The following is a 25,346-nucleotide window of genomic DNA, read 5'->3' as shown; positions in this document are numbered from 1 at the left end:
CCGCCGAGGGCCGCATGCGGGACGCCAACGATTTCGATTTCGACGTGACCGTGGTCGGCGCCAGCTTCGCCGGTGCGGCCTGCGCCATCGCCGCCGCCAGGCGCGGGCTGCGCGTCTGCGTGCTGGAGCGCAAGCGCGATCCCGGCGACAAGCTGCGCACCACCGGCATCATCGTGAAGGAGGCTGCCGAGCGCACGTTGTTGCAGGCCATTCCGGCGCGGCTGACCCGCCGCATCGAATCGGTGCGCCTGTACGCGCCCAGCCTGAAGCAGGTGGCGCTGGCCGCGCCCGGCTACTACTTCCTGACCACCGACACGCCGGCGGTGATGCGCTGGCTGGCACAACAGCTATGCGAACGCGGCGCCGAGCTGCGGCTGGGCTGCGCGTTCACCGACGCGGCGCGCATCGACGGCGGCTGGCAGGTGCAAGGCGTCGGCCGCACGCGCTATCTGGTCGGCGCCGACGGCGCGCGCTCGCGGGTGGCGCGGCGCTGCGCGCTGGGCGAGGTGCGGCAATTTCTCTACGGCATCGAATACGAGTTCCCCGGCGCGAAGCTGGCCGACCCGAACGCCCTGCACTGCTTCATCAGCAAGCGCTACGCGCCCGGCTACATCGGCTGGCTGGCGCAGAACCCGGGCGGCGTGCAGGCCGGGCTGGCGCTGCGCCACGACCCCGCCAACGCGCGCGTGCCGGACATCGACGGCTTCCTGCTGCGCGTGGGCATCGCCGGCGGGTTGCCGCGCCACCTGCGGCCCGGCCACACCCGCGCCGGGCTGATCCCGTGCAGCGGGCCGGTCGCCGGCCTGGCCCGCGACAACGCCATCCTCACCGGCGATGCCGCCGGCATCGTCTCGCCGGTCACGGCGGGCGGCATCCACTCGGCATGGGAGCACGGCGACGCGGTGGGCCGCGCCATCGCCGCGCACCTGTGCGACGGCGGGCCGGCGCCGGAACAGGCGGCCATCGACGCCGCACCGCGCTTCCGCGCCAAGCGCGCGCTGCGCTGGATGTACGACCGCCTGCAATTCGACTGGCCGTTCGACTTGCTGCTGCATTCGCCGCCGCTGCGCTGGGCGGCGGAACAGGTGTACTTCCACAAGCGCGGCGGCTGAACGCCGGCGGCGAACGTGGATACAGGGGTTTCCCGTTGGCATGCGGCTGTTTTTTTCGACGCGGATCAACGTGGATAAAGCCGATGACAGGGATTCTTGTACGCGTCTTTCCGCGTCGATCCGCGTCCAATCTTTTCGCTGCGAACAAATGCGATGCCGCCGGGTCAGCCGCTGCAATCCCCGCAGCACACCGAGGCCAGCTGCTGCACCTCGCTCGGCGGGTAGCCGGCCTGCGCCAGCACCGTGGCCAGTTCGTCGCCGCTCATCCACACCGTCGCCCGCAGCGCGCCGCCGGCGGGATCGACATCGACCAGCGCGGCCGGGTCGGCCTGCCGCAGCGCGTCGTCGATGGCGACCATGTCGGGCGCGTCGGCCGCCAGCCTGATCCGGAATTCCATGCCATCCTCCGCGTCCGCGCGCACCCGTCGGCGCGACTGCGATCCTCCGCCGCGCGCGGGCCGCGCGCCCTGATCCGGGTCAAGCGCGAACGAGGGCTACAGCATCCGCTTCAGGGTGTCGTCTCGGCGGAACGCGTGGTGCCAGATCGCCGCCAGCACGTGCAGGCCGATCACCCAGTAGAAGGCTTCGCCGATGGCGCCGTGCAAATCTTCCAGCTGGTGCGCCAGCGCTTCGTTCTCCGGCAGCAGCGACGGCAGGGCGATGCCGGTGAACGGAATCTTCACCGCCTTGCCGTCGCTCCAGGCGGTCGCCAGGCCCAGCAGCGGCATCGCGATGAAGAAGGCGTACAGGGCCAGATGCACCAGCTTGGCCGCCAATGCGCTGACGCCCTCCAGCGGCGGCGTTACCGGCGGCGCGCCGAAGCGGCGGCGGGCGAGCAGCCGCCACCAGACCAGCGCGAACACCGCGATGCCGGCCCAGAAATGGCCCTGCATCATCGCGGCGCGGCCCGCGCTGCCACGCGGGAACAGGCCGCGCTGCTCGATCAGCAGGTAGGCGGCCAGGATCAGCAGCGCCATCAGCCAGTGCAGGCGGCGCAGAACGGGGGCGTAGCGCGGACAGACGGCGGCATTCATGGCGCGACTCCGGTCGTGACTGCATCCACTATGCCGGCAATCGCGCGGCGGATTCTGACTTCGATCAATCCCCGGCGGCCGGCGCGTCCGCGCCGAGCAGGCCGGCCATATCGGCGTCCTTCTCCCGCCACAGGCCGTTCATCCACTGCTGGAAGCGGACCCGGAACTCGCGGTCGTTCTGGTAGTCGCCGCGCGCCAGTTCGGCCGGGATCGCGCGCTGGCGGATCTGCACGCGCACCTCGGGAATGCGGTTGGCCAGCAGGTCGATCAGCGACGGGCTGCCGGCCGGATAGGCGATGGACACGTCGAGGATCGCGTGCAGCCCCTCGCCCATCGCGTCCAGCACGAAGGCCACGCCGCCCGATTTGGGCTTGAGCAGGTGCCGGTAGGGCGAGCCCTGCCTGGCGTGCTTGCCGGCGGTGAAGCGGGTGCCTTCGACGAAGTTCATGATCGCCACCGGGATGGCGCGGAACTTCTCGCAGGCGCGGCGGGTGGCTTCGATGTCGCGCCCGGCCAGCGCCGGATTGCGGGCGATCTGCTTGGGCGTGTAGCGGCCCATGAACGGGAAATCCAGCGCCCACCACGCCAGCCCCAGCAGCGGCACCCAGAACAATTGCCGCTTGAGGAAGAAGCGCAGCAGCGGGATGCGCCGGTTGAACACCTTCTGCAGCACCAGGATGTCCACCCAGCTCTGGTGGTTCGCCAGCACCAGGTAGTGGCCGTCTACATGCAGTTCGGCATCGCCGCGCACGTCCAGGCGGGTGTGCGTGAACGCGTCCCACAGCCGGTTGTTGACGCCGATCCAGCTCTCGGCGATGCCGGTCAGCAGCGGATTGCAGGCCACCCGCAGGCGCGGCAGCGGCAGCAGCACCTTCAGCAGCGCGACGAGCAGCAGCGGGACGACGTGCAGCACGGTGCTGGCGATGATCAGCAGGAACAGCAGCGCAAGGCGGAACGGCAGCATCGGTTCGCAAGACGTTGGAACAGGCGGCCATTGTCGCGGAAAACCCGGCGCGATTCAGGCCGCCGGTATCATTCGCGCATGTCCCGATATACCGGCCCCCTGCTCACGCGCCCGCTGGGCGATGCCCTCGCCGCGGCGCGCGACGCCGGTCGCGACGCCTGGCAGGGCTCGCTGGACCTGGGCCGCAGCCACGGCGAAGCGCGGCTGTCGGCCGACGACTGGCATTGGCGCGGCGCGCGCTATCCGTATCCCGGCAAGCTCAAGGACCGCACCCTGTACTGGTGGGACGGCGACGGATTCGCGCCGGTGTCGCGCTACGCCGGCAAGCTGATCAAGCTGGTGCCGACCGAATGGAACGTGCCCACCTTCGAGATCGACGGCATCAAGATGCTGCCGACGGCGAAGGAGTCGCCGCTGGACGACGCCCGCCGCAAGGTGGCGCTGGTGCAGCCGCAGGGCAAGTCCGTCCTCGACACCTGCGGCGGGCTGGGCTACTTCGCCGCCTGCTGCCTCGACGCCGGCGTGGCGCGCATCGCCTCGTTCGAGAAGAACGAGGACGTGCTGTGGCTGCGCACGCTCAACCCGTGGTCGCCCGATCCCGACGAAAGCGGCGGCCGGCTGGATCTCGCCCATGCTGACGTGTCGCAGGCCATCGCGCAACTGCCGGACGCGGCGTTCGACGCCGCCCTGCACGACCCGCCGCGCTTCGGCATCGCCGGGGAACTGTATTCGCTGGCGTTCTACCGGCAGCTCGCCCGCGTGCTGCGGCGCGGCGCGCGGCTGTTTCACTACACCGGCAGCCCCAACAAGCTCACGAGCGGGCGCGACGTGCCGCGCGAGGTGGCGAAGCGACTGGAAACCGCCGGCTTCAAGGCGGAGCTGGCGCTGGACGGCGTTCTCGCGATCCGCCGCTGATCCATCGGCACCAATGGCGTAGGCGGATCGTCACCCTGCCCGCCGGCACTGCCCGGCGCGCGCCGCACCGGCTGGAATACGCATCCTTCCCCCGCCACGAGGATGCCCATGCGCGCACGCTGTTCCGTTCTGTCGCTCGCTCTCGCCTTGTCCGCCATCATCGGCGCCGCCGGCGCGGCCACGCCCGTCCGCGTCAATCCCGCCGACCTGCACCTGGAGCAACTGCGCCCCGCCACCATGACCTACCTGGTCTACATGCACGGCGCCGCCGGCAGCGGCGTCAAGCGCGCGATGCTCGCCACCAGCGAGGTCAAGCGCGAGCAGGTGGACGGCAAGGATGCCTGGGTGATCGAGCAGCACTGGGAAGACGAGAACGGCAGCGTCCACACCGCCCGCACCGTGCACGCGGCGAAGGATGCGGCGACGCTCTCGCAGACCAGCGGCTGGACGCGCCCGGATCGCCGCCTGACCACCATCGTCGAACCGGCGACGGGGCGCGGCAGCATCGAGGGGGAACTGCCGGAGGAGTCGCGCAAGACCATGGAGGCCGGCTTCGCCGCGATGCAGGACGGCTGGTGGATGAACTGGCATTCCGACCTCACCCTGCTGCCGCTGCTGCCCTACGAGAAGGGCGGCACGCTGCGCATCCGCCTGTTCGACGTCGGCATGGCCGCGCCGATGGACGTCGACTACACCGTGCTGGGCGAACGCGCGCTGGTCGGCGCCGACGGCCGCCGCCGCGACTGCTGGCTGGTGGAAACCGAAAGCGGCCGGCCCGGCAGCGGCAACTACCAGCGCTTCTGGATCGACAAGGCCAGCCGCGTGGTGGTGAAGGAAGAGGACGTGTTCAACGGCAAGTACCGCTCGAAGGTGCTGCTGGAAGCGCCGGCCGTCATCGAGTTCCCGCTGCCGCCGACGCCCGCCGCGCAGGGCTAGGTCGGCACGGCCGAAGCCTCAGGCGCGGCGCTCGGCGCGGATCGTCGCCGGGTCGTCGGCATGCTCCAGCAGCAGCCGGCGCACCCGGTCCTGCCAGACCGAGGCGAACGCGGCGCGTTCCTCGCCGCTGGCGTCGTCGGCCAGCGCCCGCGCCATCAGCGCGCGCATCTGCGGCGCGGGCGGCACGCCGGTCAGGTCCATCGCCACGTGCACGGTGTCGCCGTTGTCGATGCGGCGGAACGCGGCGACCGATTGCAGGTCGCCGCCGCCGTAGCGCAGCAGTCCGTGGCGGACGAAGCGCCCGCCGATGCCGTTGAAACCGTTGTTCGCCGCCGCGCCGGTGACCAGCGTGAACACCTGCGCGATCACGCCGGTGGTGCCCTCCACTTCCGCCGCGCTCATCGTCACCTGCACCCCGCCGCGCTCCGGCAGCGCCTCCGGATACAGCGCGCGCAGGCCGGCGCGCGCCATCAGGTAGGCGCCGGCCACGGTCGGGCAGGAATGCCCGGCCAGGCGCACTGCGTCGGCGTAGCCGTATTCCAGCAGCCCGCCGTGCGCGGCCCCCAGCAGTTCGGCCAGCGGATCGCGCAGCAGCAGGCGCGGCGCGTGCGAATAGAAGGCGGGCAGGTGCATGGGCTGCTCCACTGCGCCGGAAGTCACTCTTCCGGCAAACCGGTGATCCCGAAATCTATCACCACGCCCGCTTCGTCGCGCTGGCGGTAGGCGACGGTGAGGTAGTCGCCGAAGCGCGCGTTGAGCTGGCCCAGCAGCGGGACCGGATCGTGGTCGTTGATGAAGCGCATCGTCTCGCCGTTGCGCAGCGCGCCCAGCGCGCCGAAGATCGCCGAATGGCGGAAGCGGCGGGCGATGCCGCGCGCGTCGAAGACGTGGACGTTGGGTTCGGGATCGAGGCGACTCGGCATGGGAATGACTCCTGTTTGGCAAGCAGGGCCATGCTACGCCGCGGTCATTGCCCCGCCCTGACCCATGTCAAGGCGGGACGGCGCACCGGAACACCAATCGCTTCGACAAACGTTGATGGCGCGACTGGGGAATCGATCGCCGCCATCCGTGAAACATAAATCGGCGCAGTCCCATCCTCGTACTGCTGCATTCGCAGTCGGTCGCGTCGACGCAGGATCGGACGCGTTTCGCGCCCATCCGCGGCAGATTCAGCGGTTCGTCCGCACCCCGGATCAGTCCGTCCGATCGGCCTCCAGGCAGGTCAGCGCCAGCCGCGCGACCCGCGCCAACCCCTGCTCGCGCTGCGCCGGCGGCATGCACGCGCCGGTGTCCAGGTGATCGCTGACCGCGAGGATCGACAGCGCCCGGAAGCCCTCGCGCATCGCCAGTCCGTACAGGCCGGCGGTTTCCATCTCGATGCCGTGGATGCGGTGGCGGCGCAGGTGGCCGAGCACTTGCGGATCGCCGTCGTAGAAGCAGTCGGTGCTGAACACGTGCGCGATCCTCGCGTCGATGCCCTGCGCCGGCGCAAGTTCGGCGGCGCGGCGCAGCAGCGCGAAATCGGCGCAGGCCGCGAGATCGTGACCGCCGAACTGCAGCCGGTTGAAGCGCGAATCGGTGCTGCCCGACTGCGCCAGCAGCACGTCGCCCAGCGCCGCCTCGCCGATCCCGCCGCAGGTGCCGATGCGCACGATCCGGCGCACACCGTAGCTGCGCGCCAGCTCGGTGACGTAGATCGCGGTGGAGGGAATGCCCATGCCCCCGCCCATCACCGTCACCGCGCGGCCGCGCCACTGGCCGGTGAAGCCGAGCATGTTGCGGCGGGCGTTGACCTGCACCGGCGCGTCCAGCAGCTCGTGGGCGACGAAGCGCGCGCGCAGCGGATCGCCGGGCAGCAGCACGGTGTCGGCGATCGCGCCGGACTCGGCTTCGATGTGGGGAGTGCTCATGCGGCGTCAGTCCGTCAGGAAGCAGCGGCCCGCCGCCAGCGGCGGCAGGCCGAGATGGGTGGCGATGCCCTGGCCGAGGTCGGCGAAGCTGTCGCGCCGGCCCAGCGCGCGCGGCGCGAGGCCGGGGCCGAAGGCGAGCAGCGGCACGCGCTCGCGGGTGTGGTCGCTGCCGGGCCAGGTGGGGTCGCAGCCGTGATCCGCGCTGAGCGCCAGCAGGTCGCCGGGACGCAGGGCATCCAGCAGCTGCGGCAGGCGCGCGTCGAACGCCTCCAGCGCCGCGCCGTAGCCCAGCGCGTCGCGGCGGTGGCCGTACACGCTGTCGAAATCGACGAAGTTGGTCGCCACCAGCGCGCCGTCGCCGGCCTGCGCCAACGCGGCCAGGGTGGTGTCGAACAGCGCGTCGTGGCCCGAGGCCGGCAGCTTCCGGCTCACCCCGCGCGCGGCGAAGATGTCGCTGATCTTGCCGACCGCGACCACTTCGCCGCCGGCCGCGCAGACCGCGTCCAGCAGGGTCGGCGCCGGTGGCGGCAGCGCGTAGTCGCGGCGGTTGCCGGTGCGGACGAAGCCGGTGCGCGCGTCGCCGGTGAACGGCCGCGCGATCACCCGGCCGATGTCGTAGGGCTCCAGCAGTTCGCGGGTGATGCGACAGACCTCGTACAGCCGCTCCAATCCGAATGCCTGCTCGTGCGCGGCGACCTGGAACACCGAGTCGGCCGAGGTATAGACGATGGGCTTGCCGATGGCGACGTGCTCGCCGCCCAGCCGGGCGATGATCTCGGTGCCGGAAGCGTGGCAGTCGCCGAGCACGCCGGACAGTCCGGCCCGCGCCACCAGCGCGTCCAGCAATTCCGGCGGGAAACTGTCCTGCGGCGAGGCGAACAGGCCGAACGGCCTGTCCAGCACCACGCCGGCGCTTTCCCAATGGCCCGAAGGCGTGTCCTTGCCGCAGGCGCGCTCGGCCATGCAGCCCCACAGGCCCTGCGGCGCGGGCGCGTCCTCGAAGCCGGCGGCGGCGCGCCCGGTCGCCAGCGCGTGCGCCTGCGGCAGGCCCAGCCGGGTCAGCTGCGGCAGGCGCAGCGGGCCGCGCGCGGCGGCGGCGCAGGCGGCGGCGATGTGGCCGAAGGTGTCCGCGCCGGCGTCGCCGTAGTCGGCCGCGTCCGGGGCGTTGCCGATCCCCAGCGAATCCAGCACCAGCCAGACGGCGCGCGCCATCGCTCAGCCGCCCGCTTCGGCGAGGATGGCGTCGAACAGCGCGCTGGCGCCGATGCGGAAACGCGCCGGGTCCACCCAGCCGTCGCCCAGCCGCGCCTGCGCCAGGTCGAGATAGACCTGCGCATCGGCCGGCGTGCGGATGCCGCCGGCGGCCTTGAAGCCGCAGCGCCCGCCGCGCCCGGCGATCGCGTCCAGCATCACCGCCGCCGCGTCCGCGGTGGCGTTCACCGGCACCTTGCCGGTGGAGGTCTTGAGGAAATCGACGCCGGCGTCCAACCCGAGTTCGCTGGCCTGCCGGATCAGCGCCGGCTCGGCCAGTTCGCCGGTTTCCAGGATCAGCTTGAGCCCGATGTCCGGGCCGCAGGCGGCGCGGCAGGCGTCCACGCCGGCCCGCGCGCGCGCCGCGTCGCCCGCGCGCAGGGCGCGCCAGGGCAGGACCATGTCGATCTCGTCCGCGCCGGCGGCGATGGCGCGGCGGGTTTCGCGGGCGATCCGCTGCGGGTCGTCGCCGCCGTCCGGGAAGTTGACCACCGTCGCCACCTTCACCGCCGTGCCGGCCAGCGCCTCGCGCGCGGCGGTGACGTGCTCGGGATACACGCAGACCGCCGCCGGCAGGCCGTGCGGCGTGCGCGCGGCGGCGCACAGGGCGCGGATGCGGTCGGGCGTGTCGTCCTCGCCGAGGCTGGTGAGATCGAGCAGGCCCAGCAGGCGGGCGGCGGGCATGGAAGCGATGGGCATTGGCAGGCGGGCACGGTGCGGACCGCGGCCAGTCTAGGCAGGGCGTTTCCTTCCATCCTTGATCTGCGGCAAGCCCGCAAATGGCACGCGGAAACGGTAGCGGCGGCGGCGTTTTCGATTACAGTCGAAACGCCTCCACTTCAACCGCTTCCATGGCTTCGAGCCTGCCCCCGCTTTCGCAGTTCCTGGACCTGTTGCCCGACGCGGTCTGCATCGTCGATGCGGAGGGCAACGTCCTGTTCGTCAACGCCGCCTTCGAACGCCTGCTGGGGCACGCGCCGGACGAGACGCGGGGCCGCTGCCTGTTCGACTACCTCCACCCGGACGACCGCGCGGCCACCGAGCGGCAGGCGCAGGCGCTGATGGCCGGCGGCGGCGAGCGGCACTTCCGCAACCGCTACCTGCACCGGCACGGCCACGCCGTGGACCTGCTGTGGTCCGCGCACTGGCTGCCGGAGCACGGGGTGCGCATCGGCGTGGCCCGCGAGATCGGCGACCTGCGCCGCGCCGAGCAGGAGCTGGAACACCACGCCTTCCACGACCCGCTGACCGGGCTGGCCAACCGCCGCCGGCTGGAACAGGCGCTGCGGCAGGCGCTGGAGCAGGCGACCGGCAGCGGCGGCCAGGTGGCGCTGCTGTACTTGGACCTGAACGGCTTCAAGCAGGTCAACGATCTCGGCGGCCACGAGGCCGGCGACCGCGTCCTGCGCGAAGTGGCGCAGCGGCTGCGCGCCGGGCTGCGCCAGGCCGACCTGGTGGCGCGGATGGGCGGCGACGAATTCGTGGTGCTGCTGCCCGGCTGCGGCGCCGAACACGCCGGCCGGGTGGCGTCCAAGCTGCGCCGCAACCTGCGCGAGCCCTTCCCCACCCGCGACGGCACGCTGCAACTGGACGCCAGCATCGGCATCGCCTGCTTCCCGGGCGACGGCCGCGCACCCGACGATCTGCTGGCGCGCGCCGACGCGGCGATGTACGCCACCCGGCGCGAGCGCTGAGACGCGGCCTCAGCGGAGGTTGGAGATCGAGTTCTTCGCGGTGTCGTGGCGGGCCTTCACCACGCCGCCGCGCACGCTGAAGCCGAGCACGATCCGCACCTGCGACGGCGCAGCCAGGCGCACGTTGGTCTTGAGCGTGTCCTTCAGGCCGCTGGTCGCCTTCTCGACCACCACCGCCAGTTCGTAGTCGCCATCGGCCAGCGGTTGGGCGAGATCCACCGGCGCCTTCCCGGCGCCATCGCCGGCCGCGATCGCGCGGCCCGCCGCGTAGCTGGAGGACACCGCGCCGCCGGGCTTGTCCATCCCGCCGACGCCCGAGACGGCCGCCGACACGATGCCGGCACCGGGCAGCGCGCCGCCAAGCAGGCTCGCGCCCTGCCCGATCGCCCGACCGCTCGCGTTTACGTGCGGATCGCCCCAGTGCGCCGCCGAGCGCCGCTCCGCCTCGTCCAGCGGGGTCAACCGCAATTCCGCCAGATCGGCGCGGAAGCCCTCGCCGTCGGGAAACACGATCGCGCAACGTTCGCCCGCGCAGCCGATCTCGATGCCCTGCGCCACCGCATTGGCGCCCGACTGCAGCCCCGAGGCCACCTTTTCGCCGAAGGTCTTGCCCTGCGTCTGCTTCGCGGTGGTGACGCTCATCGACAGCCGGCTCGGCATCGCATTGCCGCTGTCCTTCACCTCACCGGCCTTCGCCGCCGGCAGCGCCAGCAGCGCCGCCACCACCATGCCCACCGGAACGAACGCCTTCATGTCGCCACCTGCGGTTTGTCGGGTCGCGCCGATCCTACGCCCGCGCATCCCGACGCGGCGGCCGGGCGGCGGGTTGACCGGTTCGGGGTTGGGCGGCCGTTCACCCAATGCGGGGGGATGCGCAACGACCAGTGCGGCCAGGCCGCAGGAGCCCGCGATGCCGAAGATCGAACGGCCTTTCTTCCCCATCGTCTACGTCCGCGGCTACGCGATGACGAAAGACGAGATCGTGCAGACCACGTCCACCCCGTACATGGGCTTCGAGGCCGGCTCGACCAAGATCCGCCAGGCGCAGGACGGCAGCATCGTGAAGTTCGTGTTCGAGTCGCCGCTGGTGCGGCTGATGAAGGACTACGGCTACCGCGACGTCTACGCCTCCGGCGCGGAACAGCCCGACAAGCTGCCGGCGCGCAGCGTCGTCATCCACCGCTATTACGACGAGGCCGATCCCGCCTTCGGCGGCGGCAAGGCGCCGTCCATCCCCGAAGCGGCGGCGGCGCTGGGCCGCCGGATCGCGCAGCTGCGCGACAGCGTCTGCGGCAACGACGCTGCGGCGCGCAAGGCGTTCAAGGTGTACCTGGTCGCGCATTCGATGGGCGGGCTGATCTGCCGCTGCCTGCTGCAGAACCCCGAGGTCGCCAGCGCCGAGGTGCGCGCGATGGTGGACAAGGTGTTCACCTACGCCACCCCGCACAACGGCATCGAGCTGGGCGGCATCAACGTGCCGAGCTTCCTGTCGATGAACGACATGAACAACTTCAGCCGTCCGGTGATGGCGAAGTACCTGAAGGTGGCGAAGGACAAGGCGAACACGCTGGGCGATTCCGGCTTCCCGCCGGAGCGCTTCTTCTGCCTGGTCGGCACCAACAGCCGCGACTACGCGGTGGCGCACGGTCTGTCCTCGCTGGCGGTCGGGCAGATGAGCGACGGGCTGGTGCGGATCGAGAACGCCTACGTGGCGGGCGCGCCGCGCGCCTTCGTGCACCGCAGCCACAGCGGCTACTTCGGCATCGTCAATTCCGAGGAGGGCTACCAGAACCTCGCCCGCTTCCTGTTCGGCGACCTGTGCGCCACCGGCAGGCTGGACATCGAGGCGCTGCCCTTTCCGCCCGAGATCGAGCGCGCGCGCAAGGCCGGCAAGAAGATCGAATCGTCCTACTACGTCGAGGCCACCGTCGCCCCGCGCGGCGCCTACACCTACGACCTCACCGCGCGCACCAAGGCGCAGGAAAGCGCGGTGCGGCGGCAGTATTCGGAGCTGTTCGACCAGGACGGCAACCTGATCCGCAACGCGCGCTCGCCGACGCTGTTCACGGTGTTCCTCGACACCTCGAAGATCACCGCCGGCAGCGAAGTCGCGTTCTCGATCGAACTGGCCGTCTCCAACGCCGGCTACGAGGTCGACGGCGCGCTGTTCCTCAAGCAGCACATCCCCGGCGAATACCTGTTCCGCGACACCCTGGTGCTGTTCGCCAAGCAGGACGATGCCGGCGACTGGAAGCTGCGCTACGTCTGGGCCGACGACCGCTGGGCCACCGGCCCGAAGTCGGAGGCCGACGTCATCGAATTGGGAAAGAAAGCCATCGGCATCCAGCAGCAGTCGCCGTCGGCGTTCGCCATTCCGCTGGAATCGAGCAAGGGCTTCCGCGCGTCGCTGTGCATCGCGCTGTCGGCCTGGGCCTGACGGCGCCCATGCGCCGGCGCGACGCCGGCGCTTCCACTTCGGCGTTTCAGACGTGGAGCGAAGTGAGCGAGGCGTGCAGGTGGGCGGCTTCCAGCATGTGCCGAAGCCGCAGCTCGACCGCGTGCAGATCGCCGAGTTCGTGCGGCGCATACAGCGTGTAGATCGGGCGGTTGCGCTGCCCGTCGAACGGCTCCTTCCTGCTGACGCCGATGTTGCGCGTTCCGCTGGCCTGCACCCAGAGGCTGCGCAGCGCGTGCGGCCCGATGCTCTCGTCCTTGCCCAGGGTGAAGGTGAACATCGCGACCTGGTGGCTGGACATGCGTGGACTCCGTACGGTTCCCGAGTATGCGCCCTTCCTTGCGATCGCGACGCGCGATCCGCGCGCATGGCGGCCGGCGCCGCATGCGCGTAGGATGTGGTAGCCATCGCGCCACGCGCGTCCCGCCGGCGCATTCCGCGCCGCGCGCTTCGCTCCCTTCCATGCGTCTCCATTCCGCCCATGCGGAGTGACGCCCCTCCGGGAGCGCCCATGCAGGCATGCCACGCCCACAGCACCCGCCCTCCGCACCGACCGGCCGCATGACCGCAGCTGCCGACGCCGCAGACTGCGCGCGGTGCGACGCCGTCTGCTGCCGCCTCACCGTGGTGCTGACGCCGCAGGACACGGTGCCCGCGCGTTTCGCCGCGACGACCGCGCGCGGCATCGCGGTGATGGCGCGCGACGCCGACGGCTGGTGCTCTGCCCTCGACCGCAGCCGCATGCGCTGCTCCATCTACGCGAACCGGCCGGAAGTGTGCCGCCGGTTCGCGATGGACGGACCCTACTGCCGCGCGGTGCGCGCCGACTACCGCGAGCGCATCGCCCGCGGCATCCCGCTCCTGCTGCATTGACCCAGACATCGAACCGAGGAGGCCACATGCCGCGCCCGAAGAAATCCGCCAGCAGCGACGCGCAGGAAGCGCCGCAGCCGTCCAGGACCAGCCACCTGTTCCAGAGCCGCAAGCCCCCGGAGCGCGGCGGCGCGCTCACCCGCGAACGCATCGCCGAACACATGGACGCGTTCCGCAAGGCCGGCGGTGCCATCGAGGTCCTCGGCACCACCCGCTCCCTCCAACGCATCGGCCAGCCGGCGGACGCGTCCGCGCCGGTGGCGCCCGCAACCCCAAACAAACGCAACCGCTGACCCAGGAGCTTCCATTGCCGAAACCCAATTACGCATTCGAAAAACGCCAGCGCGAACTGGCGAAGAAGAAGAAACAGGACGAGAAGGACGCCCGCAAGCGCGAAGCGCGCGAGGCGAATGCGCCCGTCGCCGCGTCGGCGACGGAATCCCCACCGGCGGATGTCCCATCGCCGGCACCCGGTCCGCGCGTGCACCTGCGCAAGCCGGACATGTGACGAAGCAGCGGCCGTCCCGTCGGCCGTTCGCTTCTCTCGTGACGACGCGAAACGCGACGCCCGCGTCGCGCTTCAGCCGGAACGGCACGCGGCCGATACAGGAGGACGGCTGCGCTTCGCGGCCCCAGCCGGATGCTTCCATGACGCGCCATCGCCGCCGCATCGCTTGCGTTTCCCTGCTGTTCCTGCTGTCCGCCAGCGCCGCCGCACAGGCGGCCGACTGGAGCGACACCTCGGTCGCCTGGCGCGCCGGCGACCGTTTCCGCGAACCGCACAACCCGAACGCCATCGGCAAGCAGATCGCCTCGCTCACCCACGCCAGCGGCTGGCGCTACGGCAGCCAGTTCCTCAACCTCGACCTGCTGCAATCCGACCACCGCGACCCGGCCTCGCCCGGCGGACGCAAGGGCGCGTTCGAGGCCTACCTGGTCTATCGCCACACGCTGGACATCGCCAGGCTGGGCGACCTGCACCTGCCCGGCCCGATGCGCGGGCTGGGCCTGACCGCCGGCATCGACCTCAACGCCAAGGACGATGCCGCCTACAATTCGCGCAAGCGGATGTGGGTACTGGGGCCGCAGGTGTCGTGGGCCGTACCCGGCCGCCTCAACACCGCGCTGCTGATGGCCTGGGAAAGCAACGCGCCGCACGGCCCGTTCCCGCCGATCTCCGGCGTGCAAGGCCGCTACCGCTACAAGCCTCACCCGCTGCTGGCCGCCGACTGGAGCGTCCCGGTGGGCGAGCATTGGGCGTTCGAGGGCTTCGCCAACTTCATCGCGTCGAAAGGCCGCGACGAAGCCGGCCGCGCCACCGGCGCGGAAACCAACATCGACGCCCGCCTGATGCTGGACGCCGGCGCGCTGCTCGGCGCCCGCAAACGCGCGTTCCTGGCCGGCATCGAATACCAGTACTGGCACAACAAGTTCGGCAACACCGACGCCACCACCGGCAACCGCGGCAACACCGCCAGCACGCCGATGCTGCGCGTCGAACATCATTTCTGAGGCGGCGCCGCCAACCGCAGCGCCAGCGCGAACCACGCGAAAGGGAACAGCGCGAGAACGGCCATGGCGATGAGGCCGGTACCGGCCAGGCGCAACGCCACCAGCATCCAGGCCAACGCGAACGGCACGAACGCGAAGACCAGCAAGGCGTTCACGATGCGTCGCCTGGTGGATGGCATCAGCGCACGCGCGGCGGCATGGGCGATCAGCCGCCCGACAAGCGACGCCGCGAAGACGAGTTCCGCGCTTCCGAACAGAAGGATGAGACTCGCGAAGGCGGGGCCATCGCCGCCGCTCGGATGCGCTTCCAGATCGCGCAATGCGTACAGCGGCCCCAGGACCAGTGCAACGAAAAGGATTCCCGCCGCCGCCAGCGCATGCCGCCACTTCGGCAGGAGCGCCGGCAACGAACCGACCAGCAGGAAGAACAGGATCAGGAACGTCATGCACGGCTCCGGCAATCGCCACCTGCCGCAACGCGGCCGTGGCCCGCACGCATCGCGCTAGCCGTTGTACGACAGCGCCACGATGCCGAGCTCCGGCACGACCAGCAGCGCCTTTTCCGGCCCGTAGGCGTAATAGGCGCCGGCCGTGCGGGCTGCGCTCTCCAGTTGCGCCCGCAGCCCGCCATCGAGCTTCGCGCACTCCAGACCGGGCGAGAGCAGCGTCTGGTCGTCGTCGGCCCACGCCGGGTCCGGCGTCGAATGCCACGAGGAAAACGTGTGGTAGGCATCGTTCGCCTTGCGCGAGTGGCCGGCGTCCTTGGAGAACGCCAGGCCCCTGGATCGGATGTCCCGCTTCGTCGCCGCGTCGATCCGGAACACCGCCATGCCGCAGCCTTCGCGGAAATCGCTGATGCCGTCGATGGCGATCGGGTAGTTGATGCCGATGGCGGCGGGAACGACGCCGGCGAAGTGCCAGGCTTCGAACAGTTTCCAGGCCACCACCAGCGCCGCCGGAACGCATGCGAAGCCGATCGCGGCCGCGCGGCATCCACGCATCGACGTGGCGTCAACGCGCGGCGCTGCGGAACAGCCACCCGGCCAGCAGCCACGGCAGCGCGAAGCACGCGGTCAGCGCCAGTTCGCGCGCCTCGAAACCGCCCGTCGCCAAGGCGATGCCGACCGCCGCCAGCTGCGCCGCCGCCGTCGCGAACATCGCCTTCGCCATGCCCGCCGGCCGGAAGCGGGCCAGCAGGCTGCCGAGCGCGGCGACCGCCAGCACGCCGAGGAACAGCAGGTTGGCGGGATTGCCTTCGTCGCCCAGCATGCCCACCGCAAGATTCGCCCAGACCGTCAGGAAGCCGGCAAGCACCGCCAGCCCGAAGCCGGCGCGGTACGCGCGCGTCGCGCCCAGCCAGGCGCCGAGTTCGTACAGGCCGCAGGCCGCGGCCAGCAGCGCGCCCATCACCGCGAAGTCCGCGCCCGACCAATCCACGCCGGCCTCCGGAAAGAACCGCATCGCCGCCACCGGCAACAGCAGCAGGCCCGCCGCGCCGCCCCACACGAAAGGACGCAATCCGTTCCCGCGCCCGCTTCCCATCGCCATCGTGCCCGTCATCGCCCTGCTCCCGTCGTTGAGTGGAATGGCGCGCAGCATCCGCCCGCGGCAAGGGCGCGCGATGGCGGCTGTGTGAAGCGTGGGCGAAGTCGCGCGATGGCGACAGCGAGGTCAGGCCGTGCCCGCCTCGTCCTCCAGCACCCGCTCGCGGCAGGCCTGCCAACTGCCCGCCACCATCGCCAGCGCACACAGCGACAGGAACGCAAACGGCAGGCCCCAGCCTCCGCGCAGGTCGTGCAGCACGCCGAACAGGATCGGCCCCGCGCAGCTCAGCGTGTAACCCACGCCCTGCATGAAGCCCGACAGCTTGGCCGAGCCGGCCGGCGTGCGCGTGCGCAGGTTGATCAGCGTGAGCGACAGCGGGAACGTGCTGGGGCCGATGCCGAGCAGCACCACCCACAGGATCGGCGCGGCCATCGGCGCCAGCAGCAGGCCCGGGAACGCCACCGCGTAGGACAGCGCGCAGGCCACCACCAGCGGGAACGGATTGCGCATGCGCACGGCGACCGCCGGCATCGTCAGCGCGCTGCACAGGCCCAGCGCCGCGAACAGCGCCACCATCGTGCCGCCGAACGCCGGGCTGGCGCCGGCTTCGGTCATCAGCTTCGGCAGCCAGGTGAACATCGAATAGGTGATCAGCGAGGTCATGCCGAACATCAGCGCCATGCCCCAGGCCAGCGGCGAACGCCACGGCCGTATCGTCGCGGACGCCTTCGCCGACGGCGCCGCCAGTTCCGGCGCGGCGTCGCCCGTGCGCACCGCGCCATCGTGCACGGCGGCCAGCACGCAATCCCGCTGCCGTTCCCGCCACAGCACGCCCAGCCAGACCAGCGTCGCGACCAGCGCCGGCAGCGCCCACACGCCCAGCGACACCTGCCAGCCGGCCGCGTCCGCCAGCGGCACCGCCGCCAGCGCCGGCACGATGGTGCCCACCTGCAGCAGGGTGAGATACAGCGCGCTGACCGTGCCCACCCGCTGCGGGAAATAGCGCTTCACCAGCGGCGGCAGCACCACGTTGCCCATGCCCATGCCGGCCAGCGCGACCACGCAGCCGATAGCCAGCCCCGGCACGCCGCCGGCGAACGCGCGCGCCAGCAGGCCGACGGCGGCCAGCGCCATCGACAGCAGCGCCGCCTGTTCCAGCCCGATGCGGTGGGCGATGCGCGGCGTCGCCACGCCGAACGCGGCGAAGGCGGCGGTGGGCAGCATCCCGAACAGTCCCACCACCGTCGGCCCGAAGCCGAAGCGGGCGGACAGCAGGTCGAGCAACGGCGTCAGCGAGGTGACCGCGGTGCGCAGGTTGAGGGCGGACAACAGGATGCCCGCGAGCACCAGCGCGCGGCCGGTCCACGGGGAGGAAGCGGGGGAAGGCATGCGGCGATTATCCCAGAGCGGGCGCGGCGACGCGTGACGTTCGCCTTGCCACGCCGGCCGATGCCGGTAGTGGCTCGAGAAACGCAACGCAAGAGGGCGGCAGCGGCAATCGCGTGGAAGCGATCCTCCGCGCGCTCCGAAAGCGGCAACTGCCTGGACGCGGCGCGGCAAGCCGCGCATTCACCCCTTGTTGCGTGCGCCCGCGAACAGCGCATAGCCGACCGCCACGAAGCACGCGAAGTACGCCAGCGCCTGCGCATGCGGCTCGAACAGCGGCGGCGGCATCCTGCCGCCCGCGTCCGAAGCGATGTACTGCACCATCGTGGCGGCATAGGGACTGAGCGAACCCCAGCCGGTGCCGAGCATGCCCAGCGTGCCCACCCAGAGCATGAAGCCCATGCCCACCGGCACCATGACGTTGGCGAAGCGCAGCGCCACCGCGTATTGCAGGGCGACGATCGGCAGCGCGCCGACGAAGTAGCCCAGGCCGTCGCGCGCGACCATCGACCACGGGATCGGCGCCGACGGCAGGTCCACGCCCGGCACCAGCAGCGCCGGGATCGCCGCCGTCATCCACGTCGCGAGGCAGAACGCCGCGACGAACAGCGCGATCATCGACGCCACCACCGCGAGCTTGGCGAAATAGAGCGTCCATGGCCTGGCGGGAAGCACGTGCACCAGCTTCCATGCCTGGTTGCGGAACTCCACCTGCACCACCAGGCTGGTCGCCAGCACCGCGCCCATCGGCAGGAAGAAGATCGCCGACGATTCCCAGGCCGCGTGCCAGAGGCGTTCCCAGTAGTCGGGGGCGGCGTGCAGCGCGGGCAGCCCGCGGTATCGCAACAGCCGCATCGCCAGCACGATCGACGGCGTGAAGCAGGCGCAGGCGACGACCATCCAGGCCGTCCACGTGCGCCGCTGCTTCAGCCATTCGCCGCGCAGCACGTCCGCGAACGCGGCGCTCACGCGGCCTCGCGGCGCGCGCCGCCCTCGGTCATGTCCATGAAGATGTCCTCCAGGTCGGCCCGATCCTGTCCGGACGCGACGCCGTGGATGCCGATTCCGGCGCCGACCAGGCCGGCGACCGCCGCCGCGACGGCGGGATCGTCCAGCATGGGCAGCGCCAGGCCGCCCTCGCCGCGCCGCGCCGCATGGCCCGCCTGCCGCAGCCACGCCTCCGCGCGCGCGTCGTCGTCGGTGCGCAACCGCACCATGCCTGCCTCGCGCCTGCGCGCCTGCAGGTCGGCGATGCTTCCCTGGAACAGCAGCCGCCCGCGGTCGAGGATGCCGACGTGGGTGGCGAATTTCTCCACCTCGGCCAGCAGATGACTGGACACCAGGAACGTGATGCCGCGCTCGCGGTTCAGCCGCTGCAACAGCTGCCGCATTTCGACGATGCCGCCCGGGTCGAGGCCGTTGGTGGGCTCATCGAGGATCATCAGATCCGGCCCGTGCAGCAGCGCCATCGCCAACCCCAGCCGCTGCTTCATGCCCAGCGAGAACCGCGCGGCGCGCTTGCCCTGCGTGTCCGCCAGGCCGACCAGCGCCAGGACCTCGTCGACGCGCGCCGCCGGGCAGCGATGGATGCGCTGCAGGAGCAACAGGTTTTCGCGCGCGGTGAGGTTGCCGTAGAAGGCCGGGCTCTCGATCATCGCGCCGATCCGGCGCATCGCTTCGGGCCGGTTGGCCGGCGTCAGCGGCCGGCCGAACACCAGGATCTCGCCGGCCTGCGGCGCCAGCAGGCCCAGCAGCAGGCGCAGCGTGGTGGTCTTGCCGGCGCCGTTCGGCCCGAGGAAGCCGTAGATGCTGCCGGCGGGCACTTCGAGATCGATGCCGGCGAGCGCCGTGCCCTCGCGAAACCGATGGGTCAATCGCCGGGTCTGGAGGCAGAGCATCGCGCATCCCCATGTTTGTTGTTAGAGTTAAAACTACTCCGCCGAAAATTTTAAGTCAAACTTAAATAACGATCATGGACACCCTGCCCCTTCCCGCTTCCCTGCGCACCCGCAGCGCACGCCTGGCCCGCTGGACGGGCGTCCTGCTGGCCATCCTCGTCCTGATGCTGCTGACGGAAAGATTCGGCGCCGTCGGCCTCTCCCTGTTGCGCGAAGGCGCGGATCCGTCGGTGCGCGCCCGGCTCGGCGCCGAGGCGGCCGCGGCCCTTCCGGAGGGGTGCTGCATCGGGGCGCTCTGGTGGATCCGCGCGGCCCTGCTCGAACTCGCCTCCGGCGTCTTCCACACGCCCATCCTGGCCAGAGCGCTGCGGCGGGTCGGCACGCTGCTCGCGCTCGGCGCGGCGCTCGCCCTGTTCGCGGTGCCTAGCCTGCAACGGCTGGCCGGCGCCGATCCGGGCTACCTCATCGCCTACGACATCGGCAGCATCGCGCTCTGCGTGGTCGGCGTGACGCTGGCGATGCTGGCGCAGGTGCTGGAGCGCGCGGGCGAAGTCCAGTCCGAACTCGACGGGATGTTCTGATGCCGGTCCGCACCACGCTCGACGGCCTGCTGGCGCGCTCCGGCCTCACCGCGCGGGAGGTCGCCGCCCGCATCGGCGCCAGCGAAACCCATCTCTCGCTGTTCCGCTCGGGCAAGGTCCGCGGCGTGCGGTTCTCGACGCTCGCCAAGCTGTGCCTGGTGCTGGACTGCCAGCCCGGGGAATTGCTGGCCTATGACCCGGATCCGGCGGATCTCGCTTCTGCCAGCGACGACGATTGAACCGGCCTTTCGGCATCGCGGGCGAGCGCCGCTAGGCCTCGTCCGCCGCCTGCGCCGTGCCCAGGTGCTCCCGCAATGCCCGCCGCACCGCCTCGGCCTTTTCCAGGTGGAAACCCCGCGGTCGTTGACAACCAGGGATCGCGGCCATCGGCACCGGCATGGAAAAGTGCCGCCCATCGCAAATCCGGATTACAGTCGCGACCTCGGCGACCATCGCCGCGCGCAGCGCCCCATTCGACTGGAACAGGCACCGCATGCCCGCGATCCTCCGGAAGCTTTCCTCCTCGTTCCTGCCGGTGTCCGCGCTGCTGGCCGTGGTGCTGCCCACGGCGATCGCGCTGCTGATGGCGCACTGGGTCGGCATGCAGCGGCTGGAGGAGATCGCCACGATGACGGCGCGGCAGACGCTGGCGCGCGCCGACACGATCAACATCGAGATGACCCGGGCCAACGGCATGCTGGCGCCGCTCGACGGCCAGGATCCCTGCGGCCGGGAAAGCATCCGGCTGATGCGCAAGGCGATGCTGCACACCGACACGCTGACCGATGTCGGCTACATCCGCGGCGACCGCGTGCTGTGCTCCGCCTTCGGCCAGCAGGACCAGCCGGTAGGCGCGCCCGCCTACACCAGCGGTCCCGGCTTCGCGATCCGCAACGACGTCCGCTTGTCGGACGCGCCGGACATCCCGCTGGTTGCGACCACCGTTCCGCAGACGGGCGTCTCCATGTTTGCGCACGGCGCGCAGGTCATGGACGGCATTCCGGCCGACGAGCCGTGGCGGGTGGCGGTGGTCGGCTATGGGCAAGGGCCGGGCAAGGCCGTCGTCCTGGCGAGGCGCGGCGAATTCGATCCCGGCTGGCTGGAACGCGCGACCGCCGCCGACGCCGGCACCTTCCTCCACGCGCAGCAGATCGTCGCCTGGGAGCGCTCGAAGATCGGCGCCTACACCGCGTTCGCGGCGATGCCGCCCGAGGTCTGGCGGCCTGCGCTGCGCAAGAGCACCCGGCTGGCGCTGGCGCTGGGCCTGCCCGCCAGCCTGCTGCTCGCGTTCGCGTTCCGGCGGATGGCCTCGCGCAACACCACCATCCGCAACCTGCTGCGGCAGGCGATCAAGCGCGACGAGCTGTCGCTGGCCTACCAGCCCATCGTGGAACTCGACACCGGCCGCTGGATCGGCGCGGAAGCGCTGATGCGCTGGAACCGCCCGCGCGGCGAGACGATCAGCCCCGACATCTTCATCCCCATCGCGGAAAAATCCGGGTTGATGCCGGCGCTGCGGGAACACCTGATCCACATGGTCGAACGCGAGACGCCTGCGCTGTTCGCCCGCCATCCGGACTTCCACGTGGCGCTCAACTTCTGCGCGGAGGATTTCTGCGCGGCCGGGTTCACGACCCGGCTCGCGGCGGCCATCGAGCGGATCGGCGCCAGGCCGGGCAACCTGCAGGTGGAAGTGACCGAGCGCGTGTTCATGCACCTGGAGGACGCCGCGCCGGCCATCGGCGGATTGCAGAAGCTCGGCGTCTCCGTCGCCATCGACGACTTCGGCACCGGCTTCTCCAGCCTGTCCTACCTGACCCGGTTGCAGTTCGACTGCCTGAAGATCGACAAGACCTTCGTCGGCACCGTGGACACCGGCGCGGTCACCAGCAAGATCGTCGACCACATCATCGAGATGTCCAAGTCGCTCGGCATCGCGATGATCGCCGAAGGCGTGGAAACGCAAGCGCAGGCCGACTACCTGCGGGAGCGCGGCGTCCGCTACGCGCAGGGCTGGCTGTACGCCAAGGCGATGCCGATCCGGGAGCTGCTGGAGCGGCTGCACGCTGCGCATTCCGCCGCGTGACCGCCGCTCACTGGCGCTGGAACGCCTGCCCGCGCCAGGTGAGCCGGCCCGCACCGGCATCGCATTGCAGCGGCTCCGGCGGCTCCAGCGCCGCGGTCGAAGCGGCGAACAGGCCCGGCCGCGCCGGCGCCAAGCGCAACTCCAGTTCGCCGATGCGGGCCGACAGCGATCCTCCGTCCCGCTCCACGCGCATGACGCCGTAGAACGCGTTGGCGAAACTGCCTGTGCACGTTCGCAATGCGGCGGCATCGGGATGCCAGTGCCAACCGCCCCACTGCGGGTCGGCGCGATCCCGTTCGATCGCGGCGCGGCGCTTCGCCGCCTTCGCCTCGACGTTCGCCGGCCACGCCTCCATCGCGTTGCGCAGGCGTTCCGGCTCGCCGGGCAGTCCGGTCGCCAGGCCGATGAAGGCTTTCATCATCGCCAGCTGCAATCCCTCCATCGCGCTGTCGCTGCTGGCGACCAGCGACAGCCCAGCGCGCGCCGACGGCACCAGCACGGTCACCGATACCGTGCCGTCGTAGGAGCCCGGATGCATCAGCGCCCGCTGCCCGCGATACGCGCAGCTGTACCAGCCGAGGCTGTAGCCGTCGCAGTCGATCTCGCCGTCGGCCAGCTTCGCCCGCGCCAGCGGACGCTGCGAGCGTTCCCACGCGGCGGCGGGCAGAGCGCCGCGCGCATTGCTGATGCCGAGGTTGGCCTGCATCCAGCGCGCCATCGCGGCCGGCGTTGCGACCAGGCCGCCGGCCGCGTGCATCAGCGCGTCGGGCTTGGGCCGCAGGGTGCGCCAGCGCGCGCCGTCCCACTGGTGGTTCCAGGCGAGGCGTTCGGCGGGCACCGTCGAAGTGCGCGACGACACGCCGTCGAGCGCCAGCGGTCGCAGCACCTCGGCATCGAGCCAGTCGCGCCAGTTCCGGCCGGTCGCCGTTTCCAGCGCCGCGCCGTAGATCAGGTCGCCGATGTTGGCGTAGCGGAAGCCGGGATCGCGCGGCTGCGCCTCGGTCGCCAACAGCGCCGGATACTCCGCCGCCGGCACGTCGCGCACGTGGGCGGCGAGGACGTTGAGCGTGTCGGTGCGCAGCCCTTCCTGATGCGAAAGCAGATCGGCCATCGTGATCCGGTGCGGGTCCGCTGGCGCGGGCAGGACCAGGTCCGGCCAGACCTCGGCCAGCGTCCGCGACAGCGGGAACATGCCGCGCGCATCCAGCACCGCGCCCAGCAGGCCGACGAAGGATTTGGTCTGCGAGGCGATGTAGAAGCGCGTGTCGGCATCGGCCGGCGCATCGCGATCCGCGCGCACGACGCCGCGCACGTCGATCCACGGCGCCGCATCGCCCTGCACCACCACCGCCGCCATCGCGGGCGTCCCGCCGGGCACGCGCCTCGCCGCGTCGAGCGCTTCGCGCAATGGCGCCGTCAGCGCGTGATCGGGGACATGTGCGGCGGCCGGGGAAGCCGGCTGCGCAGCCAACCCATCGCGCGCCCACGGCAAGAAGATCAGACACAGGACGAGTGCGGCGCGTGTACACGGCATCTGCATGGCGGTTTCCCGGCGTCACGTGGACGACGGTGTCCACGCATGCAGGAGATACGCCCCATGCACGCGCGGTTGCACCTCTTCGCGCGCCGGCCTTTCCGGCCGGTGATGATCAGCGATGCATGCCCGCGCCGGCCCAGCCCAGGTCCGGTTCGGGGTGGTAGCGGATGCCCAACGCATCCAGATGCGGGCGCAACGCGCCCATCCGCTGAGCGAACCCGGCATAGTCGCGGCGCGACGCCGGGGTCCACGCCACTTCCGCCACCGCCGCCAAGCGCGGCCAAAGGCGATTGTCGACGGTGGCGTCGGCGTGCACCCATTCCGACCACAGCGCGCCTTCGACACCGACCGCGCTCTTGAACGCCGCCGGATCGAAGCCGTAGATCCGCGCCAACGGCACACCTTCCTTGCGGCACCAGTCGTAGGTCTCGGGCTGCCCCGCGTAGTTGCCGTGGTCGATGTAGAAGTACGAGCAAGGCGACAGGATCAGCGGATGGCCCTTGGCGACCGCCGGGGCGATATCGTAATCGTCGTTCCACAGTTGCAGCAGGACGCCGGGGCTGGTATCGGCCACCGAGCCTTCCTCCCAGACGATGGGCGTGCGCCCCATCGCTTCCACCATGGCGGCCGTGCGGGCGACGAAATCGGAATAACGGGGATGCTTGATCTCGTCGCCGCCGATGTGGATCTCGCGGGAAGGGAAAATCGCCAGCACTTCCTCCAGCACTCCGCGAACGAACGGATACACCACGTCCGGCTTGTCGAGGCAGAGCACGCTGAACCCCACGTCCACGCCATCGTAGGGAGACAGGTTGCGCACGCCATCGCAGGCCAGCTCGTTGTAGGAGGCCAGCGCCGCCTGCACGTGGCCGGGCATGTCTACCTCCGGCACGATGGTGACGCCGCGTGCCTGCGCATACGCCACCAGGCGCCGCAGCTGTTCCTGCGTGTAGTAGCCGGCACGCCCGCCCTTGACCGCACTGGCGCCGCCGATCTCCGCCAGTTTCGGATAGCGTTTGATCTCGATGCGCCAGCCTTGGTCGTCGGTCAGGTGCAAATGCAGGCGGTTGAACTTGAACAGCGCCATGCGGTCGATCTGTCTTTCGAGGTACGCCATCGGCAGGAAGCTTCGCGCCACGTCCAGCGACACGCCGCGCCACGGATACGACGGAACGTCCACGACGGCGAGATGCGGCAACCGGTAGTCCGGTTGCGCCTGCGCGGGCAGCAGCTGGCGCAGGCTCTGCACCGCATAGAACAGGCCGGCATCGGTCCGCGCGCTCAGGACGATGCCGTCCGCCACCGCCAGTCGGTAACCCTCCCCGCCCAGCGCCGCGTCCTCCGTCAGCTGCAACCGGACATGCGTCGCCGCCGCGTCGTTCAAGGCGATGCCCAAGCCCGCCAACAGTTCCCGCAACGCGCGCCCGGCATTGGGGGCCGCATCCGCCGCGTCCAGCGCCACTTCCCGCGCGAACCGCAATTCCCCGGCACCGGGCTCCACCCGCTGCGGCAGAGGCACGATGCGCGGCGCCTCACCGTCGGCAGCAACAACCGGCGGCCGGTGGGCGCAGCCGATGCCGGCAACGGCGAGCAGGAGGCAGGCCAGCAACACCTCGAACCTGAAGGGTGTCGTCATCGCGGCTGGCAATCCGAA

Annotated in this window: 31 protein-coding genes; 12 read left to right on the top strand and 19 right to left on the bottom strand. The window is 71.0% G+C overall.

Translation table 11 applies throughout. The annotated features are described in order from the left end of the window. The first annotated feature begins 14 nt into the window (after positions 1–14). Positions 15–1,112: an NAD(P)/FAD-dependent oxidoreductase gene (locus H9L17_RS15745; protein ID WP_187570352.1), complete on the top strand. Its 1,098-nt coding sequence runs from the start codon at positions 15–17 to the stop codon at positions 1,110–1,112. Between the two features lie 164 nt (positions 1,113–1,276). Here the strand turns inward: H9L17_RS15745 and H9L17_RS15740 are convergent, their stop codons facing one another. From H9L17_RS15740 to H9L17_RS15730, 3 genes are all read right to left on the bottom strand, one after another. After that, entirely contained in the window at positions 1,277–1,510 is a 234-nt protein-coding gene (locus H9L17_RS15740; RefSeq protein WP_187570351.1) for a hypothetical protein, read from the bottom strand. Positions 1,511–1,606: 96 nt separating this feature from the next. Then, the gene (locus tag H9L17_RS15735; RefSeq protein ID WP_187570350.1) at positions 1,607–2,146 is read right to left on the bottom strand and encodes a cytochrome b; all 540 of its coding nucleotides are present in this window, start codon (positions 2,144–2,146) and stop codon (positions 1,607–1,609) included. Between the two features lie 64 nt (positions 2,147–2,210). After that, entirely contained in the window at positions 2,211–3,110 is a 900-nt protein-coding gene (locus H9L17_RS15730; RefSeq protein WP_187570349.1) for an acyltransferase, read from the bottom strand. 78 nt (positions 3,111–3,188) lie between these two features. On the opposite strand from H9L17_RS15730, the gene H9L17_RS15725 reads away from it, so the two are divergent. Continuing rightward, entirely contained in the window at positions 3,189–4,025 is an 837-nt protein-coding gene (locus H9L17_RS15725) for a class I SAM-dependent methyltransferase (RefSeq protein WP_187570348.1), read from the top strand. Between the two features lie 108 nt (positions 4,026–4,133). After that, complete coding sequence (locus tag H9L17_RS15720; RefSeq protein WP_187570347.1) at positions 4,134–4,961, top strand: DUF3108 domain-containing protein; 828 nt, start codon at positions 4,134–4,136, stop codon at positions 4,959–4,961. An 18-nt stretch (positions 4,962–4,979) separates the two neighbouring features. Here the strand turns inward: H9L17_RS15720 and H9L17_RS15715 are convergent, their stop codons facing one another. The 5 genes from H9L17_RS15715 to deoC all read right to left on the bottom strand — a co-directional run bounded on the left by H9L17_RS15715 (position 4,980) and on the right by deoC (position 8,824). Then, positions 4,980–5,594: an FmdE family protein gene (locus H9L17_RS15715; RefSeq protein ID WP_187570346.1), complete on the bottom strand. Its 615-nt coding sequence runs from the start codon at positions 5,592–5,594 to the stop codon at positions 4,980–4,982. A 23-nt stretch (positions 5,595–5,617) separates the two neighbouring features. Next, a complete protein-coding gene (locus H9L17_RS15710; protein WP_187570345.1) occupies positions 5,618–5,884 on the bottom strand; it encodes a DUF2249 domain-containing protein in 267 nt (88 codons plus the stop codon). Between the two features lie 273 nt (positions 5,885–6,157). Further along, a complete protein-coding gene (gene deoD, locus H9L17_RS15705; RefSeq protein ID WP_187570344.1) occupies positions 6,158–6,874 on the bottom strand; it encodes a purine-nucleoside phosphorylase in 717 nt (238 codons plus the stop codon). A 6-nt stretch (positions 6,875–6,880) separates the two neighbouring features. Beyond that, positions 6,881–8,086 (bottom strand): phosphopentomutase, encoded by a 1,206-nt coding sequence (locus H9L17_RS15700; protein WP_187570343.1) that lies wholly within the window; start codon positions 8,084–8,086, stop codon positions 6,881–6,883. Between the two features lie 3 nt (positions 8,087–8,089). Beyond that, complete coding sequence (deoC, locus tag H9L17_RS15695) at positions 8,090–8,824, bottom strand: deoxyribose-phosphate aldolase (RefSeq protein ID WP_187570342.1); 735 nt, start codon at positions 8,822–8,824, stop codon at positions 8,090–8,092. 152 nt (positions 8,825–8,976) lie between these two features. On the opposite strand from deoC, the gene H9L17_RS15690 reads away from it, so the two are divergent. Continuing rightward, on the top strand, positions 8,977–9,819 hold the full coding sequence (locus H9L17_RS15690; protein WP_187570341.1) for a sensor domain-containing diguanylate cyclase: 843 nt from the start codon (positions 8,977–8,979) through the stop codon (positions 9,817–9,819). A 9-nt stretch (positions 9,820–9,828) separates the two neighbouring features. Here the strand turns inward: H9L17_RS15690 and H9L17_RS15685 are convergent, their stop codons facing one another. Beyond that, positions 9,829–10,572, bottom strand: a complete 744-nt coding sequence (locus H9L17_RS15685; RefSeq protein WP_187570340.1) for a hypothetical protein — start codon at positions 10,570–10,572, stop codon at positions 9,829–9,831. Positions 10,573–10,729: 157 nt separating this feature from the next. Between H9L17_RS15685 and H9L17_RS15680 the strand changes: the two genes are divergently transcribed. After that, the gene (locus H9L17_RS15680; protein ID WP_187570339.1) at positions 10,730–12,256 is read left to right on the top strand and encodes an esterase/lipase family protein; all 1,527 of its coding nucleotides are present in this window, start codon (positions 10,730–10,732) and stop codon (positions 12,254–12,256) included. 46 nt (positions 12,257–12,302) lie between these two features. Here the strand turns inward: H9L17_RS15680 and H9L17_RS15675 are convergent, their stop codons facing one another. Continuing rightward, entirely contained in the window at positions 12,303–12,575 is a 273-nt protein-coding gene (locus H9L17_RS15675) for a hypothetical protein (RefSeq protein WP_187570338.1), read from the bottom strand. Between the two features lie 260 nt (positions 12,576–12,835). Here H9L17_RS15675 and H9L17_RS15670 point away from each other — a divergent pair, with 260 nt between their 5' ends. The 4 genes from H9L17_RS15670 (at position 12,836) to H9L17_RS15655 (ending at position 14,659) form a co-directional block, all read left to right on the top strand. Further along, on the top strand, positions 12,836–13,147 hold the full coding sequence (locus H9L17_RS15670) for a YkgJ family cysteine cluster protein (protein WP_187570337.1): 312 nt from the start codon (positions 12,836–12,838) through the stop codon (positions 13,145–13,147). Positions 13,148–13,173: 26 nt separating this feature from the next. Beyond that, positions 13,174–13,440: a hypothetical protein gene (locus H9L17_RS15665; RefSeq protein ID WP_187570336.1), complete on the top strand. Its 267-nt coding sequence runs from the start codon at positions 13,174–13,176 to the stop codon at positions 13,438–13,440. Positions 13,441–13,454: 14 nt separating this feature from the next. After that, entirely contained in the window at positions 13,455–13,655 is a 201-nt protein-coding gene (locus H9L17_RS15660; protein ID WP_187570335.1) for a hypothetical protein, read from the top strand. Positions 13,656–13,795: 140 nt separating this feature from the next. Then, positions 13,796–14,659: an outer envelope protein gene (locus tag H9L17_RS15655; RefSeq protein WP_187570334.1), complete on the top strand. Its 864-nt coding sequence runs from the start codon at positions 13,796–13,798 to the stop codon at positions 14,657–14,659. Here H9L17_RS15655 and H9L17_RS15650 read toward each other — a convergent pair. From H9L17_RS15650 to H9L17_RS15625, 6 genes are all read right to left on the bottom strand, one after another. Further along, the gene (locus tag H9L17_RS15650) at positions 14,650–15,105 is read right to left on the bottom strand and encodes a hypothetical protein (protein ID WP_187570333.1); all 456 of its coding nucleotides are present in this window, start codon (positions 15,103–15,105) and stop codon (positions 14,650–14,652) included. The two genes, H9L17_RS15655 and H9L17_RS15650, sit on opposite strands and share 10 nt — an antisense overlap. 57 nt (positions 15,106–15,162) lie before the next feature. Then, on the bottom strand, positions 15,163–15,660 hold the full coding sequence (locus H9L17_RS15645) for a hypothetical protein (protein WP_187570332.1): 498 nt from the start codon (positions 15,658–15,660) through the stop codon (positions 15,163–15,165). A gap of 10 nt (positions 15,661–15,670) precedes the next feature. Continuing rightward, positions 15,671–16,219: a hypothetical protein gene (locus H9L17_RS15640; protein ID WP_223158066.1), complete on the bottom strand. Its 549-nt coding sequence runs from the start codon at positions 16,217–16,219 to the stop codon at positions 15,671–15,673. Positions 16,220–16,330: 111 nt separating this feature from the next. Beyond that, positions 16,331–17,593 carry a CynX/NimT family MFS transporter gene (locus tag H9L17_RS15635; protein ID WP_187570331.1) on the bottom strand — a complete coding sequence of 421 codons (1,263 nt, stop codon included), beginning with the start codon at positions 17,591–17,593 and terminating at the stop codon, positions 16,331–16,333. A gap of 180 nt (positions 17,594–17,773) precedes the next feature. Further along, the gene (locus tag H9L17_RS15630; protein WP_187570330.1) at positions 17,774–18,559 is read right to left on the bottom strand and encodes an ABC transporter permease; all 786 of its coding nucleotides are present in this window, start codon (positions 18,557–18,559) and stop codon (positions 17,774–17,776) included. Further along, positions 18,556–19,488 (bottom strand): ATP-binding cassette domain-containing protein, encoded by a 933-nt coding sequence (locus H9L17_RS15625; RefSeq protein ID WP_187570329.1) that lies wholly within the window; start codon positions 19,486–19,488, stop codon positions 18,556–18,558. Before H9L17_RS15625 ends, H9L17_RS15630 begins: the two co-directional genes overlap by 4 nt. Before the next feature lie 74 nt (positions 19,489–19,562). Here H9L17_RS15625 and H9L17_RS15620 point away from each other — a divergent pair, with 74 nt between their 5' ends. Further along, positions 19,563–20,069 carry a DUF2975 domain-containing protein gene (locus H9L17_RS15620; protein WP_187570328.1) on the top strand — a complete coding sequence of 169 codons (507 nt, stop codon included), beginning with the start codon at positions 19,563–19,565 and terminating at the stop codon, positions 20,067–20,069. Beyond that, a complete protein-coding gene (locus H9L17_RS15615; protein WP_187570327.1) occupies positions 20,069–20,308 on the top strand; it encodes a helix-turn-helix domain-containing protein in 240 nt (79 codons plus the stop codon). The genes H9L17_RS15620 and H9L17_RS15615 overlap by 1 nt, the downstream gene beginning before the upstream one ends. Positions 20,309–20,339: 31 nt before the next feature. Here the strand turns inward: H9L17_RS15615 and H9L17_RS15610 are convergent, their stop codons facing one another. Then, the gene (locus H9L17_RS15610; RefSeq protein WP_187570326.1) at positions 20,340–20,564 is read right to left on the bottom strand and encodes a hypothetical protein; all 225 of its coding nucleotides are present in this window, start codon (positions 20,562–20,564) and stop codon (positions 20,340–20,342) included. Here H9L17_RS15610 and H9L17_RS15605 point away from each other — a divergent pair. Beyond that, positions 20,563–22,155, top strand: a complete 1,593-nt coding sequence (locus H9L17_RS15605) for an EAL domain-containing protein (protein ID WP_187570325.1) — start codon at positions 20,563–20,565, stop codon at positions 22,153–22,155. The two genes, H9L17_RS15610 and H9L17_RS15605, sit on opposite strands and share 2 nt — an antisense overlap. 7 nt (positions 22,156–22,162) lie before the next feature. Here H9L17_RS15605 and H9L17_RS15600 read toward each other — a convergent pair whose 3' ends face one another. Both H9L17_RS15600 and H9L17_RS15595 read right to left on the bottom strand, forming a co-directional pair. Beyond that, a complete protein-coding gene (locus H9L17_RS15600) occupies positions 22,163–23,695 on the bottom strand; it encodes a serine hydrolase domain-containing protein (protein WP_187570324.1) in 1,533 nt (510 codons plus the stop codon). Positions 23,696–23,804: 109 nt separating this feature from the next. Then, positions 23,805–25,328 carry a beta-N-acetylhexosaminidase gene (locus H9L17_RS15595; RefSeq protein ID WP_187570323.1) on the bottom strand — a complete coding sequence of 508 codons (1,524 nt, stop codon included), beginning with the start codon at positions 25,326–25,328 and terminating at the stop codon, positions 23,805–23,807. Positions 25,329–25,346: the final 18 nt, after the last annotated feature.

The sequence above is a fragment of the Thermomonas brevis genome (assembly GCF_014395425.1).
GTDB lineage: Bacteria > Pseudomonadota > Gammaproteobacteria > Xanthomonadales > Xanthomonadaceae > Thermomonas > Thermomonas brevis.
Note: the sequence above shows the minus strand (reverse complement) of the source record. Positions and strands in the feature narration are given on the sequence as shown.